The following is a 19,371-nucleotide window of genomic DNA, read 5'->3' as shown; positions in this document are numbered from 1 at the left end:
CGTTATACCGCAACAAAAAGGCAGAAAGGTATTACGCAATTGGAAAGAAAATTTATTATATCCTTTTTTAAAAGAATATTGGTAATCATGGCTGTTATCGCCGGATTTGTCATCATACTGGACCCCTTTTTCCATTATCACAAGCCATGGTTCGGGTTAAAGGCAGTGCTGACCGATAAGGAATATCAGTGCATCGGCACCCTGCGAACCTTTGATTACGATAGCCTGATCCTGGGCTCCTCTGTAGCGGAAAACTATAACAACGGCTGGTTTGACCAGGGCTTTGGCTGTACCGCTATCAAGGCGGTTCGTTCCTACGGCGCTACTGCGGACTTATGCTATCTTCTGGATGCCGCATACGAAAGCCATGACTTGAAATATGTTTTCTACAGCATGGACACCTCTTCGCTTGCCGCAGACCCGGTACCTACCTATGAACTGACCGGCTGTCCCATGTATTTATACAACAAGAATTACTTCGACGACATACAATATATATACAACAAAGGCGTTCTGATGGAAAAAACTCCTTACCTGATCGCCAATTCTCTTATCGGAGATTACAGTGAAAACGACTCCTATAACTGGGCGCAATGGAAGCAATTCAATCAGGACATGGCATTAAATGTCTACATTCGAACACCCCGGATTTCTCCCATGAAGGAAAAGGATTACTATCAGGATGTACTAAACGCAAACATCGGGCTGGTGGAGGAGCAGATTATCGCCCATCCTGAAACACAGTTCAAGATTTTCTTTCCTGCCTATTCCATGCTTTGGTGGGATAACATTTATCGTACAGGCGATTTGGAAGCTTACCTTTACAACATGGAACAGACCGTCGGCCGCCTGCTCACCTATGACAACGTGCAGATGTTTTATTTTCAGGATGAGACCGAGATTATAACCAATCTCAATAACTATATGGATACCCTCCATTTTTCTCCTGAAATAAACCAGTACATGACCGACCAGATTATCGCAGGAAACAGCCGGCTCACTCCGGAAAACTATGAGCAGACCTTCTCCGACATGCGCGACTTCGCATATAAGATTGTAAACGAATTGATCCTCCCCTATGAGGACTCCATAAAGGTTGACTATACACAAAGCTGACCCGCGCGTTGCTGCATATCGTTTGCCCGAAAGACAACACTCTTCGCGAATTTCTTTTTTCTAATAATAAAAAGGCTGCTTACCGTCCATTCAGGATAGTAAACAGCCTTTGGCTTAATTATTTACTGTACAATCGCCCAGTTTATAATTAGTTAGCGTCTGTTGCTGCTGCATCAGTGGTTGCTGCTTCATCTGTAGCTGCTGCATCATCTGTTGCTGCTGCATCTGTTGCTTCTGCGTCTGCATCTTCAACTACTTCTGCATCTTCAGCTACTTCTGCATCTTCAACTACTTCTTCAGTTGTTGCTTCTGCATCTTCAGCTACTTCTTCCGTTACTTCTGCTTCGGGAGCTACTTCTTCAGTAGTCGCTTCAGTTTCTACTGCTGTTTCTTCCGTTGCTACGTCTGTGTTTCCACAAGCCATCATCAATGTTGCGCATGTTGCTACTGCTGTTAATAATAAAACTACTTTCTTTTTCATAATTTTTCTCCTCCTAGATATATGAAATGTTTTTTGTTGATGCAAACCTATGTATGTGGTTCCTGTATCAACTTTTAACATAATATGTCATAAATGTGTCCAAAGTGTGAACGATTTCTTGATTTTTTATTAATCTCCCTGAATTTCCCCTCTCCGTCTCCCTTCAACTCCAGTTAAACAGCGGCTTCACGAATTTATTTTACAAATTCACTTTTTTTCATTAAACTATACTCATAACTCTTAACCACCCGCGAAGCTAACGACTTCCCATTTATGAAAGGAATCAAATATTATGAAATTAATTTCTTGGAACGTAAACGGTCTCCGCGCCTGCGTCGGCAAAGGATTTCTGGACTTCCTGAGCTTGGAGGCCCCCGATATTATCTGCTTGCAGGAAACTAAGCTCCAAGCCGGTCAAATTGACCTGGACCTCCCCGGCTACTTCCAATATTGGAACTACGCCGAGAAAAAAGGCTATTCCGGCACTGCTATCTTCACCAAAGAAGAACCTCTTTCCGTCTCCTACGGAATAGGAATAGAAGAACACGATCATGAAGGCCGCGTCATCACGTTGGAATTTCCTGAATTCTATGTGATAACCGTATATACCCCTAATTCTCAGGACGAGCTGGCAAGGCTTTCCTATCGTATGAAATGGGAGGACAACTTTCTTTCCTATCTAAAGGCGCTGGAAAAGGAGAAGCCCGTCATTTTCTGCGGTGATTTAAACGTGGCTCATAAGGAAATTGACCTAAAGAACCCGAAAACCAACCGCAAAAACGCGGGCTTTACAGATGAAGAGAGAGAAAAATTCACTGTTCTAACCGAATCCGGTTTTATTGACACCTTCCGCTACTTCTATCCTGATAAGGAAGGCATCTATTCATGGTGGTCCTACCGCTTCAGTGCCAGGGCTAAAAACGCCGGTTGGCGTATCGACTACTTTCTCGTGTCGGACAGCCTGAAGGACCGTTTGCAGGATGCCGTCATTTATAACGATGTGCTCGGCTCCGATCATTGCCCTGTGGGCTTACTCATCTGATTGTACCAAATATCCCGGGTCGGCTAACGTCTGCTGCACCTCCATCGATCCATCGTAATAGTGGAGCAGCAGACCTACTACTCTTGTGTAGCTTAAGATTCCGTCTCCCACACCGTTAAGGACCATGGAAGTCTCCGATAATTTGTCGGAGACTTTATCTACCACCTCTGTATCCAGAAGTGCCCTTGCTTCTACCCTTTTCCAAGCGGCCTCTTTTAAGAATACATTCTCTTTCTTTACCTGATCGGATATTTGTACATGGGAAGCATATATTTCGCTATTTCTGCCTATCGCCTCATAATATTCGTTGTTTATATAATTCAATATACTCAGATAACCGCTGTACTGGAACGTCACATCCGAGGAATTGGCACAAGCCAGAAATCCGATGAGATTCGCCTCGTCTTCGAACATAAATCCCTTCAAATGAGCGTATTCGTGACAAATGGTCGCAGGACGGTTGATTTCCAGCATCAGGCTGTTATAATTGGCTTCCATAGAAAACGGAAAAAAGTATCCCTTCATCTTCTGCTGGCTGAAAAATCCTGAGAAATGAAATTGCTTCGCTATTGGATAATAGCCACCTAGCTGCTCACAATATTCGCTTAGGTTTCTCATGGACTCTATGGCGATTTCCTCCATATTATCGGGATAAATAATATTCCCCTCTTCGTCCCGGTTTACCTGTTTCGCCAGCTCATTCGTTCTTATGACCACGTAATCTCTAAGATTTTCCAACTCCTCAAGCGTATATTCCCTCCGTAGTAAATCCGGAAGAAGCGGATCTTGTGCCGACATTCTGTCAAGCATCCCGTACCTCTGCGTCAAAGCAGAGCTGTGATAAGGAATAAAGCAGTTCAAGGTCATCACTGTGCAAAATCCTGCGAATATCCACGCATAAGCGATAAAATATGTTCTACAAAACCCCATGACCCTGGAATAAATCAAGGAGCGTTTAAATGCCAATAAAAAAATGACCGCAACAAATCCCAGTACAACAGCCATCACTGTTATTACCAGACCTACTGCTATCATTATTTCTCCGACGGAAAAAGGGAACATCCCTGTAAACCGTCCATAAGTATTTACCCAAAGAGGAAAAATATTTCGCACATAAAAGTTACAGAACGCCTCGCTTCCCCATGCAATGGCATTCGCAACTGCAATCAACGCGAAAATCCCCAACAATGCCAAGAACCCTCTCCGTCTCATCCCATACCTCCTATGAAGCTACACCCCTGCTGCTTATAATTGAATGATACCATATAGATATGAAGTAGGAATGATAATTTGTAAATAATTTATGAATAATCTATAAAATATTTTCAATTATTCCTTTTTATTTGGTAATATTATACAATTTTATTGTTTTCCTCTACTCTTTTTTATTGTGGAAACGCAGAAAAATGATATGGTATTGCTTTTTAAAGATTAAAATAAGAAATGGGAATTATATTACAATTTTTTAAAAAATTAAGTAAATCTTCAATATTTTTCTATACTCTTTAATATATTATAATATTAGGTTTAATATCATAGTTAATATTCAGCCTATCGATTCATAGGTTACTATTCAGCCTTCCATATCGCGAAGCCGGAATTGCGTTTCTATGCAATTTTGCGAAGGCTGATAGCGACAATCGATGCACACTTGCTTAAAGAAAGGCATTTTATGAGACGGACAAACCTTCGGGTATTTCGAGCGATCTTGCTCATCATTACATTTACTTTTCCTTTTTCTGCATGCGGAAGTTCTGCCTCCATCAAGAAAGAGGATATAACCACTTATCAAATCCGCATACCGGGAGCAGAGGACAGCTATGAATTTTTATATCTGACGGACACTCATATGATCGTTCCGGACGATAACGAAAGTCCGGAAATATCCGACTATGAAAAACAGCGCCTTCCTGTTTTCGCTGTGGAGGACGTTCCGTCCTCCGCCGAACAATTTCCGCAGTGGATTCACTACGCGAATGAACAGGATTTTGACGGCCTGCTGCTTGGCGGGGACATTATCGACTCTCCTTCCGCCTCCAATCTGGAGTACCTGAATACCTCTTTGGATGATTTAAAAATACCGTATATATATAATATAGGCAATCACGACTGGACCTATCCTTGGGAATACATGACCGAGAAGGGAAAAAGTGAATATCTTCCACTTTTTAATTCGTATATGCAAAATAACACATCTATCCATACGAAAGAATATGAGGACTTCACCATCGTAGCCGTAGATAACAGCAGCAATCAGATAACCCCGAATGCACTCGAGGAATACAAGGAAATCCTCTCCAAAAAGAAGCCGGTCATTCTCATGCTGCACGTACCACTTTACACTAAGGCTGTTCTGGAAAAAGCTGCTGCTGTCTGGAAAGGAGGCGTAGTACTGGGGGGAGGAATTCATGGGGGTATCTATCCCGACAACGTATCCACGGAGTTCATCACCCTTACTACGGCGAAGGACAGCCCGGTAGAGCTGGTACTGGCCGGTCACGTTCATTTTGCGTTAAAAAGCGATATTCAGGGGGAGAAGAGCATACCTCAGATTATAGGCGATGCCGGATATAAAGGAAAAGCGACTGTCATTCAAATTTCTGGTTGAGCCTTTTCTTAAGGTACCCCTTTCGACATATTTTCATATTATATAACAAGTCGATGATTATGGATTCTGTTATGTACGTATTTTTTGGAACCTTTCTCTTAGTCCTCCTTTTTTTCTGTTTCATCAGCCGCAGGCGCCGGGAAAAAACTTTGAAAAAAGTGTGCGCCCTGAATAACGATGAAAAATGTAATATTATAAATGAGCTGCTGGAACCCTTCGGGTTTTCTTATTTGGCGTCTCAGGATATTCTTGTTTCCCGCATCGGTTCAGATAAGAGTAGGTTCGGCTGCCGGTTCTATCTGGTTCTCTACCGCCTCCCCATTTATTTTGATTACAAGGATAAGACGTGGTTGGTGGAGTTTCGCAGAGGACAGTATGGAATTAATACCGGCGGGGAAATAGATATTTATTATGCCGACCGCATACTGAATCAAAAAGAAATTAAAAGCACTCCTTTTTACAGCGTATCCGACAGCGAAATGCCTCAGCTTTCCTTCTGCTTATTTAGAAAAGGAGTCCGCATTGCGGATGTCCTCTCGAGACATTGGTGGCTGTCGGCTTTTTCCATGGGGCGCTTTTCCGAGCCCGCCGATTTGTTCATGCAGGCGAGTATCGCTTTTCCCGGTCAGGAAATGGTCTGGGCCTTCGTAAAGAGCCTTAAGGCTGCCGGTTACACGAAAGAAGACTTCAATGTGACTCTTAATACCGTAACCTTTTATTTTGCCGGCTCCTCTATACGCCCCCGCAGGCTGCATCTCTTAAAAGATACCATCGCCCAGCTTATCAATCACTTTTGGTACAGCGCATACCTCTTTATCACGAGGCCGTTTTGCCTGTCTCTCGACCGGCTTTTATATTTATATTATTATCTTCCTCATATATTCTTCAAAATGCTGCATATCAATAAGTATAATAAGTTGAATCAGCAAAGAAGGCATCGTTCATGAGCTATTATTCCCGTCTTAACAAATCCTTCGAGGGAGCGCTGAGACTCCCTCTGACGGACCGTTCCAAATACGTTCTGATCAGCGACTGCCACCGGGGCACGGGCACCTCCTACGACAATTTCCTAAAAAATCAAAATTTATATTTTGCGGCGCTTCAGCATTATTATCAGTATGGTTATACCTATATCGAGCTGGGCGACGGGGATGAACTGTGGGAAAACCGCAGCATGGAACAGATTATTCAGACACACAGCAACGTGTTCTGGCTGCTCTCCCTCTTTCGTCAGGAAGGCAGGCTGTATATGCTGTACGGAAATCACGATATGATAAAAAAGAATAACCGATACACGCAAAAAAACTGCAGTACCTACCACTGCAGCTGTGAGGAAATATCTTTTTGGGAAAAACAGCCCCTCTTTCCTAATATGACCTTTCACTCCGGCATCATACTGGAAAATGTTCCATCTCCTCCTATGAATAATGAGGCTCACCTCTGTCCTCCCGGAGAGGATATGTGCGGTCCTCACGACGTATATCTGACCCATGGTCATCAAAGCGATCTGTTCAATTCTACCCTCTGGAGATTCACCCGTTTTCTTGTTCGTTATTTCTGGAGGCCTCTGGAGCGGTTCGGTGTTCTGGACCCTACCAGCGCTGCCAAGAACTATACGAGGAAGCGCAGGGCGGAACAACGCCTGCAGCATTGGGCAACGAAGGAAAAGCATATATTGATTACCGGCCATACCCACCGCCCTTCCTTGACGGAGGAGGATAAGTATTATTACAACAGCGGAAGCTGCGTACACCCCCGCTGTATTACGTGCCTGGAAATCGAATATAAGCGCATCCGCCTTGTAAAATGGACTCTCTCCACCAGGCCCGACATGACCCTGTATGTATCGAGGGACGTCCTGGCCGGCCCGGTTTATCTGGATCGTTAATCTAATAACTTTGCCAAAGCCTACAAGAAAATCGCAATGCATTTTTCAAACGGCTGCTATATCATGTTTGATTACCATGGATTGACAAGGTCTTATCCGACCGTGTGACCTTGTCAATCAGTGGTATCTAAAGCTGTACTATTTTCGCTTTTATTTTATCGACGAAGGCCTTATCGTGCTCTACCATAAGAAGGGTAAGGCTATATTTCATGATTAGATCCTCAATCTGCATTCTGGAAAATACGTCGATAAAGTTAAGGGGCTCATCCCAAATATAAAGGTGAGCCTGCTCGCAGAGACTTCTGGCGATGAGCACCTTTTTCTTCTGCCCTCCGCTGTATTCCTCCATGTTCTTCTCGAACTGGATTCTGGAAAAATCCAATTTCCGGAGCAGCGACTTAAAAAGAGTCTCGTCAATATCATACTTCCCGGCATAATCCGAAATACTTCCAAAGAGGTGAGAAGTGTCCTGAGGCACATAAGAAATGATCAGACCTCCCGCCGGTTCGATCCGCCCGCTTACTTTTCCGGTATATTCTCTTTCCATGTCATAGCTTTGGCGCACAGATTCTGAAACAGTAGCTAATACAGCCTTTATGATACTGGACTTCCCGCAGCCGTTTCTTCCTTGAAGCACTATTTTTTCGCCGTTTTTGATTGCCAAATTGAAACCGTCAATTATCTGCTTTTCATTGCTGTTCCCATCTCCACTCTTGGACAGATAAGAAATTCCCACGCTTTCCAGGCGTACTAACACGTCCTTGTGATGCCTTAGCGGGAACAGTTTAAGGTCATCTGCGGTCTCGATATTTTTAAGCAAAGACGACTTTTCTTCTATCACCCTCTCCTGCCTCCTTTCTGTATTTTTACGGCGCATCTGCATACGGCGGGACTTTTCCCCTACATAGGCTCTGGTGTCAATATTCTTTTCATATTTTTCCGATTTTTTTCCTATTTTGGTAGATTCCACATTATCAGCCCATTCCCTAGACTGCCTGGCTGATTCTTTCAGGCGATGGATATCCTTCCTCAGCCTCTCATTTTCGGCTTTTTCATATTCGTCCTGTCTCATCTTATTCTCCCACCAACTGGAAAAATTGCCCTGTTGTACTTCGATATTCGTCTTATTGATGGTCAGCACGTGGTCGATACACTCATCCAGAAACATTCTGTCATGAGATACAATGATATAGCCTTTCTTCTTATTCAGATAGTCACTGACCAGCTCTCTCGTCTGCATATCCAGATGGTTGGTAGGCTCGTCGATCAAAAGAAAACTGTTTTCCTTGGAAAAAAGAACCGCCAGCATTACTTTTGTCTGCTCTCCGTTGCTCAAGGTGTCAAAGGGTCTGTAGAAAACCTCCGTATCCACTTGAAGCAGTGTCAGTTCCCTGCATACCTTCCAGAACTCGTAATCCGGATAAATTTCCTCCAGTATGGTCAACGTATCCTTGGTACGGTCGGATATTACAAAAGGAAAATAATCGAATTCCACGCAGGACGTTATCGTCCCCTTATATTCATATTTTCCCTGAAGCAGATTTAAAAAGGTAGTCTTTCCCCTGCCGTTTCTTGCAATAAATCCCAGTTTCCAATCCGTATCTATCTGGAATGAGACGTCCTCAAATATATTGTCATAGCTTCCGTCATAATAAAAAGTTAAATGGTTTACACTTATTTGTGACATTTATATACCTCCGTTTTATAGGCTCCGCCCTATGCATTTGAAGTGCCGAAGCCTTCACTTTTGCTTGACGCGCACAACTGCGCACTCCGTCCGGCAGAGCTTTTTCCGTAATAGAATGTCATTTCCTATCACAGAAAAAAGGTGCAGAAATAATTATCTGCACCTGACAAATCACACCGTTACGATTCCGCCTATTGGCTTCATGGTAATAAATGATGCACAGAGATTATGCATCCTGCATAATTCCGCGCTTACAATATCAAAAGATGTCCGATTTCAATTATTCCTGCCCGCACGATAATAAAACCCCGGCCTGCCATGTTATATCACTCTAACGGCCGAATTACCATGCACATCATTCAGTTACTGATCAGCAAGAATAAATAATCATCCACACATCTCCTATTCTTTGAATTTTCTCCATCAATATATCATTTGATTCGATAAATGTCAACTGTGTTTTATCATTAACCTCCGTATCTTTATCCACAAAACCAACTTTATACCCGAATAATATTTTTTACAAATAACATATTTTCAATTTTTTTTCAAATTTCTCTTGCTGTAAGAAAATCTGTATGCTATAATGGCCTCTAGACAAAGAAGTCCAGTGAGTCTGTCGCTCACGGACTTCTTTTTTTTACGCGTAGAAGGTCTGACTAATTAAATAAAAGAGGAGGATTTGAAAATGAATTCTGGCGACACTAGTTTTATGTTAATTTGTACCGCATTTGTGTTTCTTATGACACCCGGTCTCGCTTTCTTCTATGGAGGACTCGTGCGTCGTAAAAATGTAGTTAATACTATGATGGCTTGTGTTTCTGTAATGGGTCTCTCAGTTGTTATGTGGTGTTTATTCGGTTATTCGCTGGCTTTTGGCGGCAATCACTTAGGAATAATCGGAGATTTTCGTTATTTTGCTTTGAACGGTGTGGGAATGGAGCCCGGCCCTTATGCCGATTCGATTCCGCACTATGTATTTACGGCCTTCCAGATGATGTTTGCAATGATTACCCCTGCACTGATCACGGGTGCTGTCGTTGGACGTATGCGCTTTAAAGCTTTGTTCCTATTCATCGCGCTTTGGTCCGTAGTGGTATATTATCCCTTAGCTCATATGGTATGGGGACAGGGCGGATTCTTAGCTTCTATCGGTTCTGTGGATTTTGCGGGCGGTAATGTCGTGCATATCAGTTCAGGTGTCAGCGCACTGCTGTTAGCTTACCTTATCGGCAACAGAAAAGGCTTTATAAATGTTTCTTACCGCATCCACAACATTCCTTTCGTCGCTCTGGGCGCATCCCTGCTTTGGTTCGGCTGGTTCGGTTTCAATGCCGGAAGCGCTTTAAAGGCTGATGGTCTGGCGGCACACGCATTTATGACGACTGCAATTTCTGCTGCTTCGGCATTGCTTTCCTGGATGCTCATTGATATTATAAAAGAAGGAAAACCTACTTTGGTAGGCGCTTCTACCGGTCTTGTAATCGGGCTTGTAGCGATTACGCCCGGCGCAGGCTTTGTACCGATTTGGTCCTCCTTTATCATCGGCGCCCTCGTAAGCCCTATCTGCTATTTTGGAATCACTTTTATTAAGAGTAAACTGAAAATCGACGATTCCCTCGACGCTTTCGGCTGCCATGGAATCGGAGGTATTTGGGGCGGCATCGCTACCGGTTTGTTCGCTCAAAGCTCCATCAACGGCGTGGCTCAGTGGGACGGTCTCGTATTCGGTGAGACGAAGCTGTTTTTAGCACAGTTAGCCGGTATTGCAGTTTCTATTGCCCTTGCAGTTGCGGGCACCCTTATCTGTGCAGGTATCGTCAAGTTATTTACACCTCTGCGGGTAGAAGACAAAGAAGAAAAACTCGGTCTTGATATTTGTCAGCATGGTGAAAATGCTTATCCATCCTTCAACGGTTGGGATTAAAAAGGAGGTTGACTATGATTATAAAAGTAGAAGCTATCGTACGTGAAGAAAAAATGGAGGACGTAAAGGACGCGTTAAACGCTATCGAAGTAAACGGAATTACTGTCTCACAGGTTATCGGCTGCGGCATACAGCGGGGCTATAATGAAGTTGTCCGCGGTACGGAAATCGACATTCTCATGCAGCCTAAGGTCAAATTTGAGATTGTTGTCTCCTCCGAAGAATGGGAGATGAAGGTAATCGATGCGATTCAAAAATCCGCTTATACCGGAGAAGTGGGCGACGGTAAAATTTTTACCTACGAAATACGTAACGCTCTGAAAATTCGGACAAAGGAAAAAGGATATGAGGCTGTTCAAGGTGTTGTTTAATAATATAAGCAAGGGAGCATGCGTTTTACCGCAATGCTCCCTTTTATTTTTTAAAATTTAAAGCCTTTGCTCATTTCAAGGTCTTTGTCTTATACTCATAATCTTTCAGCATCGATACCTTAGAACTCGTAAAGTTTGCAATCGCAGTCTCAACCTCATGGAACTTATAATGCAATTTTGATACTGGAATCGAGGCTTCTTCATTCTTAGCACTTTTCACATGTCTTTCACGCCTTGCGAACCCGGCACTGCCTGTATTCTTTCCCTCTCCTGCAAGCTCAATATTATTCGTATTCTTTCCAGCTTCTGCAAACTCCGGGCTGCCTATATTCCCCCCGCCTTTGACAATTTCTATTCCGGTATTTTCTGCGTTCTCTATATTTTCAGGAATATCCTTGATATCCTCGCCGGACTGCTCAAAAATTTCTTCTTCCGAAGGAAGCTCTTGATATTCAGCAGATTCTACGAAAGCCATATGTGCTGTCTGAACTCCCATAACCCTTTTCTGAAGCTTCTCTATAAGCTCCAGCTTCTTATCCTCGGGAATACTGCCATTACTCATAATTCCCTTCACTTCCGCCATGAATCTTCCCATCTTATTTATCTTGAGGCGCTCTGCTTCTTCCTTCGTTTTACAGGCCTTGAGCTGTCTTTCGTAGGCCTCCTTTTCGTTTCTTACTTCAAGATACTCGCGATACAGCTCAGGACTGTTCTTCTGTAAATATTTAACTTCTTCAGATGTCAATCCAGCTCCCGCTTTCAGTTTGGCACTGATGGATGCCATCTGATTATTCTCCCGCATTCTTTGTAAATCCTCTTGAAACTGCCGTATCTGAGGATCCGCTGCCTGGGCAGGATCCTTCCCCGCATTCTTCTTGCGCTGCTGCCACTTGTTGTCCAGCTCTGCCAGTTTCACCGCATTACGGATTGTTCCCGCTATGGGTATCATCATATTTTGCACTAACCTCCTTGTTCTGTTCATACAAATCCATTTGTATGTAAATCCATTTGTTAACTTGTTATAAATTATATCGGCATAATTTTATATATTGAATAGAATACGATGCTTTTTCGCCGTTTTTTAATATTTTCCGCATAAAAAAGCAAGCTTTTGAATAATATATAATAGACCGAATTAGACACAATACAAAATAGCTGTTATCCGAATATAAGGCGTAAAGGGATCATAGGAAAACTTTATAAGAGGTATGGAATGTCTGAAAATAATAAAACGAAGAAACAAACATTGAAGGAAAGGCTGGCACACGAAAGGCAGCAGGGTCTCTTGTCGATTGAAAAGAGCCTGCAATATTTGAACGAGCCCACCTATTATTTTACCGTAGGACAAGAGGTAGTGTACGGAAGCTTAAAAAACTGCATTATCAAGGAAGTATTATATAACGGAAAGGTATATGGTCTTACCGGAAAAGCGATCAGCAACAATTACGGACATCCATATACATACCAAATATACAGGGTTGCGGCATGGATGGATGTAAGGCCGGTTTCACATGAAAATACAAGCTTCGCCAGTAATCAGATTTCTAAGCTGAATTTCCAGAATTCTACTTTGGAAAGCCTCCTTCATCTATATTATTATTTTGGGATCGATATGAAATCGGATTACCAGAGGGAGGACGTTTGGGAGCAAAAGGATAAGGAACTTCTTATCGACAGTATTTTCCACAATATCGATTTGGGTAAAATCGCTTTAAACCACCTTTCCAAAGAGGAACGCCTTAAGAGAAATGCGGATTATGAAATTATCGACGGCAAGCAGCGCCTTAATGCGCTCATCGATTACTATGAAAATAAATTTGAATATAAGGGAAAATCTTTTAATAATCTAAGCTGGATGGATAAGAGGATATTTAAGAATCATCCCATTCGTATGGCTATCGCCGAGGAAGCGAAAACAAAGGACATATTAAAGTACTTCCTTATGCTCAATCGCGCCGGGAAGGAACTAGAAGACCTTCATCTCGAAAAGGTCAAAAGGATGCTGGAGGAAGCAGAAGCCGTTCTTTTATAAGCGCTTGTACTCTCATCGGAATCTATATTTTTATTAGTAACTGAAAAAATCCTGCGGGAGCGTTTAAGCTCCTGCAGGATTTTCTGTTTAAATATAAAATAATTTATAAAACATATTACCCGTTGTCTTATTCTGCCGTATCCGCCCCCGTAGTATCTTCAGCAGCAGTGGTATCTTCGCCGGCTGCTGTATCTTCAGCCGTACCTGCATTCAAATCTACGGTAAGATATTTCAAATTGCCTTTGTTATCCGTCACGGTGTAGCCTTCCTCAAGCCCGACTATATACTGGGCTACTCTCTCTGCTGCAATCGTATCGGAAATGGTTGCATCCGTAGCACTATCGTAATATCTGTTAATGAATTCCACAACATAATACTGATGGTCCGTGGTATCCTCCAAAACGGTAATGTCGCCTTCTGCTCTTCCTTCTTCAAAAAGCCAGCCGGATATGGTACTCACTATGCCATTGTAAACCCTGCCCTCGTTAAGAGTTGCATCGGTCTCCGTATCCTGATAAGTTTCCTTATCCTCCTCGGCAGCATTTTCCAAAGCCAGCTCCTTAAAGTCATCTCCTGCCTGACGGGCTTCCATCATCGCATTCGCTTTTTTCTCCGCTTCTGCCATCGCTTTCTCTATATCCTCATCCGTTGCACCCTCTGCGATATCGGCCTTAACGATAAAGCTCCTGTAATCTACCTTATCGTACTCTTGCGTATTCTCTGCGTAATAATCCTTTATTTCCTGCTCGGTAGGAACATTCTGGCTCAGCAGCTCATTATAATATGCTTCTGCCAAAAGGTTATCCTTGATATAAGGCTCCAGCCTTTTTTCCGTAGCGTAAGGCCCGTAGCTGGTCTCATAGTAGTCGCTGAGTGATAAATTCTCGGATTCTGCACTGGAGCTAAAAGAGCTTAATACATTAGCGTATCCTTCCGTCGTATCATAGGTAAACCCATGAGCTGCAGCATCATCCAGCAATGCCTTTGTCTGTTTAATCTGTTCCACCGCCATCTGATCGAACAAATCTTTCCATGTCATATTCTCCGAATATTGCTGTTTATCAAAATCTACAGAGGTATCTAAGCCAATATAAGAAAGGATGGGTGAATAAGTAGAAACATAATTGTTGACCGTAGCACTGTAATAATAATTGTATTCAGGCTCGGTGATTTCATAACTGCCTATCGTCACATAAGGGGCGTTGACCGCGTTATGCTTATTCACTGCGGAAACAACGATAGAGCCTGCGATTGCCGCAACGATACCGACACCGATAACGATTGCTCCTGCCTGCAGAATCCTCACCTTGCGCTTGTCCTTTATTTCCTGCTTTCTTCTTTCTTCCATTTTACGGTCGTATTTCGTCTTTGCCTTCTGTTCAATATCCGTCTGCGGCTCCTTATTCTTCGCCATTTGAGAGTTCCTCCTCATTTTTACATTATTTGCAAAAAAAAGCTAATATCACTGCACATTGCTTACCCGAAGAGCTTATATATCATACTTTCATGCCTTACCTTTGCAAGGTATTTGCCATGATATCAAAAAAATACCATCACACTGCACGGTACTTCTGACAATTATACGGCATAATTGTGATATTACTGTGATTTCCATGCCCTATATTTTAAAATCATAATTACTTGGAAAGCTCACAATTGAACTTGCCACGAGTGCTCTTCACTCGTTAGTAATAATTTATGCCATTCGGCAGCAGGAGCATTTCCCACTCATGTGGGTGTAAAATCTAATGAATATTCTATCACAAAATACCTTTTTTGTACAAACCTATTTCTAACTTATAAAAAGCCGGTAGTTTGACCGGCTTTTCTCTACAAATACATAATCGATTGTTACATGTCAGCCTCTTGGAAGGTTATCCTTGAAAATCCTTACCGGCATTAGTAATTACATCCTTCTCACGTAATAATTCCGGTAGTAATAGAAAAACTCTCCGCTATAAAAGAAGCTGTTTCTTTTTCCACTCTCACCGTTACAGGAAGGGCCTGCTGCGTCTTATTGAAAACAATGAATACTAGCCTGCCATCGGAATTTTTAAAAGCTGTCGCCTCCAGCTCCTCCGTGTATCTGGAAAAAGCGATGCGGGTGGATCCCGGTGTTAAATAGCGGCTGAAATGCTCGATGGCCGACTTGGTGAAACGTTCGGTCAGCTCTCCTTCCTTTGTCCTAAAAAGGTAAGGCGCGTCGCAGAAATTTTCTGCATGATTCGGGCCTCCTTGTTCATCCAACAGGATATTCCAATCATAAAAGCCCGTCATTCCCGCATTGAGATTCCCGATAATGTCATGGGCATATTTTTTCACATTTTCAAGCTCTCCTTCCGCTCCGTACTTGCTGTATTCGATACAAGCCTCGGAGAGAATCAGCTTTTTATCGGGGAATCTCTTATGCACCAATTCCACCGCCTCGAAGTGGTCTCCGCTGTACCAATGAAATGCCATCCCCGCTACCATATGATCGGTGGTTTCATCAATCATAGCACAAGCCCTTTCATATACTCTCTCCTTGTTGTGATCCCAGACAAAGATTTCTATTTCTTCCAGTCCGCTTTTTACCAGAGCCGGATATAGATAATCCCTTAAAAATACCTTTTCCTCCTCCGCAGTATAGTTGCAGGAGTCCCAAGTCTGCACTGCCTTAGGCTCGTTCTGAATGCTCAGCCTCTTGACAAGAAAGCCTTCCTTTTGAAGCTCTTTGATATAATGGCAGAGGTACCGCGCGTACAGCTCCCGATATTCCGGTTTAAGTCTGCCTCCCTTTACTCTTTTTTTATTTGTTTTCATAAAGGCCGGAGGTGACCATGGGGAAAGCATTACCTCGATGTCCTTTCCATACACTCTCTGTATGTCCTGCCAGAGAGGATAAATATACTTTTTCTCCCTTTCAAGAGAAAAAGTAACAAACTCCTCATCTCCCTCCGCAATTGCCTGATATTGCTCTATAGAAAAATCACAGCTATCGATAGGAACACGCACCGTACAATAGCCCATTCCCTCTTTCCCAAAATATGCTTCCAGCAGCTTCTCTTTATCTGTTTCCTTCATCTGAGAATAGATATAGCCCGCAGAATCCGTCAGTGCTCCGCCGAAGCCATCAAATTGCTGGTAGGTGACCTCCGGGTATAAATTGAGAAGTTGGTTTTCCGTCTCTTTATCCGTTTGAAAGATAATCTCCCCGGCACTTTTTTTTATTCCGCTCTTCCTATAACTCGTGGTATCCAGCTGTAATTTCATAGTTGCTCCTCCTTGTGTTAAAAACGTTTTTATTTTATGGTAAAAATTTTTCCTGCCCTGAGTCATTCTCTGGGGCAGGTAGATTCTCTCGGTATAATTCTTCCCTGCAAAATGTTAATGTTACCTTCATTTTGCCCTTTTATCAGACCCACAAGTTGCTCTACAGCGAGGGTTCCCTGCTTTTCAAAAGAAGTCCTGATTGTAGTAAGGGCAGGTTTTACCAGCCGTGCTGTCTCGATATCATCACAGCCGATGACGCTGACCTGCTCCGGTACACGAACACCCTCTTCTAAAAGTGCTTCCAGTGTACCGATTGCACTTTCGTCGTTAGCTGCAAAAATAGCCTCAGGAAGCTTCTTCCCCGATTCAAGAAAATCCTTCATGGAATTGTAAGAGGTCTCCCGCTCAAAGGCTCCCGCCAGAATATAATCCTCCTCTAAGGTTATTCCTGCCTGCTTCAACACGTTGGTAAAGCCTCTTTCTCTCCCTGTATTATCGTAGTTATTCTCCGCACCCCGCATATAAGCGACACTTTTATGTCCTAATTCCAGCAAAAACTTTGCGGCGAGCTCACCTTCGTGATAGGAGTCAAACACCACGCTGGATAAAAACTTTCCTTTCATCTCTCTATCTATGAACACGGTAGGGATATCATTATCCACCAGCATTTTTATATGTTCTTCCTTGATCCATTCGTTCAAGACGATGGCACCGTCCACTCGTTTGCCCAGAATATTTGCCATCATATTGTTGGACCTGTCACTGATAAAAATATTCAACTCATATCCGTGCTTTTTGCATGCCCAAAAGATGGAGTCCGCCAATACTCCATAGTAAGGTCCCTTTATGCAGCTGATGAACAGCCCGATTACATTGGTCGCCTGTGCCTTTAAATTTCTTCCGTTCAAATTCGGCATATAATGCAATTTTTCCGCTACCTTTAAAATATGCTGCTTTGTATCGGGATGCAGAACATCTACACCGTTTAAAGCATTGGATACCGTAGATATGGATACTCCGGCTTCCTTTGCCACATCCTTAATCGTCACCTTTTTCGATGCCACTTTTTACTCCTCCGCGGTCAAAAAGAAATTATCTTTTTTATATTAGCATAATTTACTTTTTTAGACAATGTAAGTTCTTGTTTCAAAGTATTTATTTGTTACAATTCAGTCCTCCATACTGCGAAGCCAAAATTGCAATTCAGTCTTTCGTTACCACGAGGCATTTTTTGTGGACAAAGTTTATAGAAGGCACGAGTTCTACAAGTGCGGAATGATACGATGCAGTATTTCTGTGCATAAATTGTTGTTATGAAGCAACCAGCGGAATAATAGCATTTATTTCGTTACGATTTTCTCCACCTCTATTTTTCCTTTTTCTACACATATTCTAATTACGGATTTTTCGGCTGCCTTTAACATGAAATTCTCTGTAGCCTGACGCTCCGCTCCTGCCTCCAGCTTCGCCCTTCCAAGAAGGCTCTCTCCCTGATAAAAAGCCACCTGAGCATCCTCACCGACAAAAAGTTCACAATGAACAACACTGCCTTCCCCGATATCAAAGAGTGAATAATCCGCAAATTCTCCCTCGCCCATGGCCAGAACAAATCTTTCCCATCTGCAATCAAAGCCAAATTTCTGAATAGTGTCAGGGAATTTATTGCGAATTTCCATTCCTGTTCCCATCCGGTAACAATAGATGTTCTCCTCCGGAAAAACACCTGAACAAGACTTCCCTCTGCCCGGGAACTCATCAAAGTCCGTGCCTCTGACTGTACAGCCCGGTTGTCTGAATATTGCCTGCGTTACCTCGGGATGAAGAACGCAGTTTTCTATCTTCATGTTTTCCAGATATTCGTCCAGAATATTCTGCGCCTTTTCATATCCCGGATGCTTTCCCTTTTTTGCATATCCGGTAATCAATGCAAAGTCCTGCGGTTTCTTTATGCTGCAGGGAGAATTGGTGCAGTTCATCTTCTTCCACGGCCATAGGTTATAGCCGATGCCAAGCTCCGCCGCCAGCGGGTACATGGCCGTGTACCATTCAGATATATTTTCCCCTGTCTCCCCGAGCCATAAGGGTGCATCCAGCTTTTCGGACAGAGCGAGGAACTCGTTATAACAGGCCATATCAGGCTGGCAGCCGTATCTGTGGAAATGAATGACCATCTTCTCGTCGTACTTTTTATGGAAAACGTCCGTAGCGGAAGCCCAGTGATGCCCCTCCAGCGTAAATAAATGTCTATCGTCTATCTCACGCACCGCAGCAATCGCTTCTTCGTAAAATTCCTGAAGGCGAGGCAACAGATAATCCACATCGGGGTCTGTTTCGAAGCGCTTGGGCCTGATGGGCTCGTTGAGCAAATCGTATCCGCCGACAATCCATTCATCCTTATACCGTTTGGCCAGCTCTCTCCAAAGAGCAATTCCCTTGTCGAAGCAATCCTGATCTAAGAACAGCCTGGGTATATCATCAATACAGTCGTCGATATTCGCGCCTGTCTGTCCTCCCGGCGCACCGTGCAGATCGAGGAAAACATACAGGCCGTATTTTTTGCACCACTCGATACATTTATCCAGCAGAAGAAATCCTTCTTCCAGAAACTGCGGCTCTCCCGGCTCTTCCTTCAAAAGAAGCCTGGCGTTCATGGGAATTCTTACGGAGTTGTAACCAAGCTCCGCCATAAGGCGGATGTCCTCCTCTCTGATATAATTTTCCCTGAACTGCTTCCAAAAGCGGGCTGCGTAAGTTTCTCCGGTGAGCTCCTCTACAACTGTCTCAATGCGCCTCGGCCTGTCAAATCTTTCGTAACCGTTAGCAAGCCACATATAGCCCTCGCATAAAAGCCAATTGCCCAGCCCCCAGCCCGTCAGAAGAATTTTCTCTCCTTCTCCGTTTATGATGCTCTTCCCCCTTACATCCAGAAATCCTTTTACTCTCGTTTTCAGCATCTCTTGTTTCATG

Annotated in this window: 16 protein-coding genes; 8 read left to right on the top strand and 8 right to left on the bottom strand. The window is 43.2% G+C overall.

Features of this window, described 5'->3' with window-relative positions:
• Nucleotides 1–39: 39 nt before the first annotated feature.
• Entirely contained in the window at nucleotides 40–1,116 is a 1,077-nt protein-coding gene (locus CC90_RS0116150; RefSeq protein WP_031391776.1) for a hypothetical protein, read from the top strand.
• 148 nt (nucleotides 1,117–1,264) lie between these two features.
• Here CC90_RS0116150 and CC90_RS23290 read toward each other — a convergent pair whose 3' ends face one another.
• Nucleotides 1,265–1,597 (bottom strand): hypothetical protein, encoded by a 333-nt coding sequence (locus tag CC90_RS23290; RefSeq protein WP_051869685.1) that lies wholly within the window; start codon nucleotides 1,595–1,597, stop codon nucleotides 1,265–1,267.
• 289 nt (nucleotides 1,598–1,886) lie between these two features.
• Here CC90_RS23290 and CC90_RS0116140 point away from each other — a divergent pair, with 289 nt between their 5' ends.
• Entirely contained in the window at nucleotides 1,887–2,639 is a 753-nt protein-coding gene (locus tag CC90_RS0116140) for an exodeoxyribonuclease III (RefSeq protein ID WP_031391774.1), read from the top strand.
• Here CC90_RS0116140 and CC90_RS0116135 read toward each other — a convergent pair.
• Complete coding sequence (locus CC90_RS0116135) at nucleotides 2,628–3,851, bottom strand: DUF3810 domain-containing protein (RefSeq protein WP_051869684.1); 1,224 nt, start codon at nucleotides 3,849–3,851, stop codon at nucleotides 2,628–2,630. The genes CC90_RS0116140 and CC90_RS0116135 overlap by 12 nt on opposite strands.
• 460 nt (nucleotides 3,852–4,311) lie before the next feature.
• Between CC90_RS0116135 and CC90_RS0116130 the strand changes: the two genes are divergently transcribed.
• From CC90_RS0116130 to CC90_RS0116120, 3 genes are all read left to right on the top strand, one after another.
• Nucleotides 4,312–5,247, top strand: coding sequence for a metallophosphoesterase family protein (locus CC90_RS0116130; RefSeq protein ID WP_031391772.1), 936 nt, complete (start codon nucleotides 4,312–4,314; stop codon nucleotides 5,245–5,247).
• A gap of 158 nt (nucleotides 5,248–5,405) precedes the next feature.
• Nucleotides 5,406–6,194 (top strand): DUF4474 domain-containing protein, encoded by a 789-nt coding sequence (locus tag CC90_RS0116125; RefSeq protein WP_242843353.1) that lies wholly within the window; start codon nucleotides 5,406–5,408, stop codon nucleotides 6,192–6,194.
• Nucleotides 6,191–7,135, top strand: coding sequence for a metallophosphoesterase (locus CC90_RS0116120; RefSeq protein WP_031391770.1), 945 nt, complete (start codon nucleotides 6,191–6,193; stop codon nucleotides 7,133–7,135). Before CC90_RS0116125 ends, CC90_RS0116120 begins: the two co-directional genes overlap by 4 nt.
• A 127-nt stretch (nucleotides 7,136–7,262) precedes the next feature.
• Here the strand turns inward: CC90_RS0116120 and abc-f are convergent, their stop codons facing one another.
• Nucleotides 7,263–8,822 (bottom strand): ribosomal protection-like ABC-F family protein, encoded by a 1,560-nt coding sequence (gene abc-f / locus CC90_RS0116115; RefSeq protein ID WP_031391769.1) that lies wholly within the window; start codon nucleotides 8,820–8,822, stop codon nucleotides 7,263–7,265.
• 688 nt (nucleotides 8,823–9,510) lie between these two features.
• Here abc-f and CC90_RS0116110 point away from each other — a divergent pair.
• A complete protein-coding gene (locus tag CC90_RS0116110) occupies nucleotides 9,511–10,749 on the top strand; it encodes an ammonium transporter (protein WP_031391768.1) in 1,239 nt (412 codons plus the stop codon).
• A gap of 14 nt (nucleotides 10,750–10,763) precedes the next feature.
• Nucleotides 10,764–11,120, top strand: a complete 357-nt coding sequence (locus CC90_RS0116105) for a P-II family nitrogen regulator (RefSeq protein ID WP_081906029.1) — start codon at nucleotides 10,764–10,766, stop codon at nucleotides 11,118–11,120.
• A 70-nt stretch (nucleotides 11,121–11,190) separates the two neighbouring features.
• Here CC90_RS0116105 and CC90_RS0116100 read toward each other — a convergent pair whose 3' ends face one another.
• Nucleotides 11,191–12,072, bottom strand: coding sequence for a hypothetical protein (locus tag CC90_RS0116100; protein WP_031391766.1), 882 nt, complete (start codon nucleotides 12,070–12,072; stop codon nucleotides 11,191–11,193).
• Between the two features lie 261 nt (nucleotides 12,073–12,333).
• On the opposite strand from CC90_RS0116100, the gene CC90_RS0116095 reads away from it, so the two are divergent.
• Nucleotides 12,334–13,152 carry a DUF262 domain-containing protein gene (locus CC90_RS0116095; RefSeq protein ID WP_031391765.1) on the top strand — a complete coding sequence of 273 codons (819 nt, stop codon included), beginning with the start codon at nucleotides 12,334–12,336 and terminating at the stop codon, nucleotides 13,150–13,152.
• 127 nt (nucleotides 13,153–13,279) lie between these two features.
• Here the strand turns inward: CC90_RS0116095 and CC90_RS0116090 are convergent, their stop codons facing one another.
• The 4 genes from CC90_RS0116090 to CC90_RS0116075 all read right to left on the bottom strand — a co-directional run bounded on the left by CC90_RS0116090 (nucleotide 13,280) and on the right by CC90_RS0116075 (nucleotide 19,370).
• A complete protein-coding gene (locus CC90_RS0116090; protein WP_031391764.1) occupies nucleotides 13,280–14,566 on the bottom strand; it encodes a peptidylprolyl isomerase in 1,287 nt (428 codons plus the stop codon).
• A gap of 503 nt (nucleotides 14,567–15,069) precedes the next feature.
• The gene (locus tag CC90_RS0116085; protein WP_031391763.1) at nucleotides 15,070–16,404 is read right to left on the bottom strand and encodes a glycoside hydrolase family 30 protein; all 1,335 of its coding nucleotides are present in this window, start codon (nucleotides 16,402–16,404) and stop codon (nucleotides 15,070–15,072) included.
• Between the two features lie 62 nt (nucleotides 16,405–16,466).
• Nucleotides 16,467–17,468 carry a LacI family DNA-binding transcriptional regulator gene (locus CC90_RS0116080; RefSeq protein WP_031391762.1) on the bottom strand — a complete coding sequence of 334 codons (1,002 nt, stop codon included), beginning with the start codon at nucleotides 17,466–17,468 and terminating at the stop codon, nucleotides 16,467–16,469.
• Nucleotides 17,469–17,744: 276 nt separating this feature from the next.
• Nucleotides 17,745–19,370 (bottom strand): glycoside hydrolase family 5 protein, encoded by a 1,626-nt coding sequence (locus CC90_RS0116075; RefSeq protein ID WP_031391761.1) that lies wholly within the window; start codon nucleotides 19,368–19,370, stop codon nucleotides 17,745–17,747.
• Nucleotide 19,371 lies beyond the last annotated feature (1 nt).

The sequence above is a fragment of the Kineothrix alysoides genome (genome assembly GCF_000732725.1).
In the GTDB taxonomy this organism is placed as follows: Bacteria; Bacillota; Clostridia; order Lachnospirales; family Lachnospiraceae; genus Kineothrix; species Kineothrix alysoides.
This window is presented reverse-complemented; position numbering and strand designations above follow the sequence as displayed.

Excerpts from the sequence above, each read along its gene's own strand:
- CC90_RS23290 (WP_051869685.1), bottom strand. The coding sequence starts at position 1,597 with ATGAAAAAGAAAGTAGTTTTATTATTAACAGCAGTAGCAACATGCGCA.
- CC90_RS0116135 (WP_051869684.1), bottom strand. The coding sequence starts at position 3,851 with ATGAGACGGAGAGGGTTCTTGGCATTGTTGGGGATTTTCGCGTTGATT.
- CC90_RS0116130 (WP_031391772.1), top strand. The coding sequence starts at position 4,312 with ATGAGACGGACAAACCTTCGGGTATTTCGAGCGATCTTGCTCATCATT.
- CC90_RS0116120 (WP_031391770.1), top strand. The coding sequence starts at position 6,191 with ATGAGCTATTATTCCCGTCTTAACAAATCCTTCGAGGGAGCGCTGAGA.
- abc-f (WP_031391769.1), bottom strand. The coding sequence starts at position 8,822 with ATGTCACAAATAAGTGTAAACCATTTAACTTTTTATTATGACGGAAGC.
- CC90_RS0116110 (WP_031391768.1), top strand. The coding sequence starts at position 9,511 with ATGAATTCTGGCGACACTAGTTTTATGTTAATTTGTACCGCATTTGTG.
- CC90_RS0116105 (WP_081906029.1), top strand. The coding sequence starts at position 10,764 with ATGATTATAAAAGTAGAAGCTATCGTACGTGAAGAAAAAATGGAGGAC.
- CC90_RS0116100 (WP_031391766.1), bottom strand. The coding sequence starts at position 12,072 with ATGATGATACCCATAGCGGGAACAATCCGTAATGCGGTGAAACTGGCA.
- CC90_RS0116095 (WP_031391765.1), top strand. The coding sequence starts at position 12,334 with ATGTCTGAAAATAATAAAACGAAGAAACAAACATTGAAGGAAAGGCTG.
- CC90_RS0116090 (WP_031391764.1), bottom strand. The coding sequence starts at position 14,566 with ATGGCGAAGAATAAGGAGCCGCAGACGGATATTGAACAGAAGGCAAAG.
- CC90_RS0116085 (WP_031391763.1), bottom strand. The coding sequence starts at position 16,404 with ATGAAATTACAGCTGGATACCACGAGTTATAGGAAGAGCGGAATAAAA.
- CC90_RS0116075 (WP_031391761.1), bottom strand. The coding sequence starts at position 19,370 with ATGAAACAAGAGATGCTGAAAACGAGAGTAAAAGGATTTCTGGATGTA.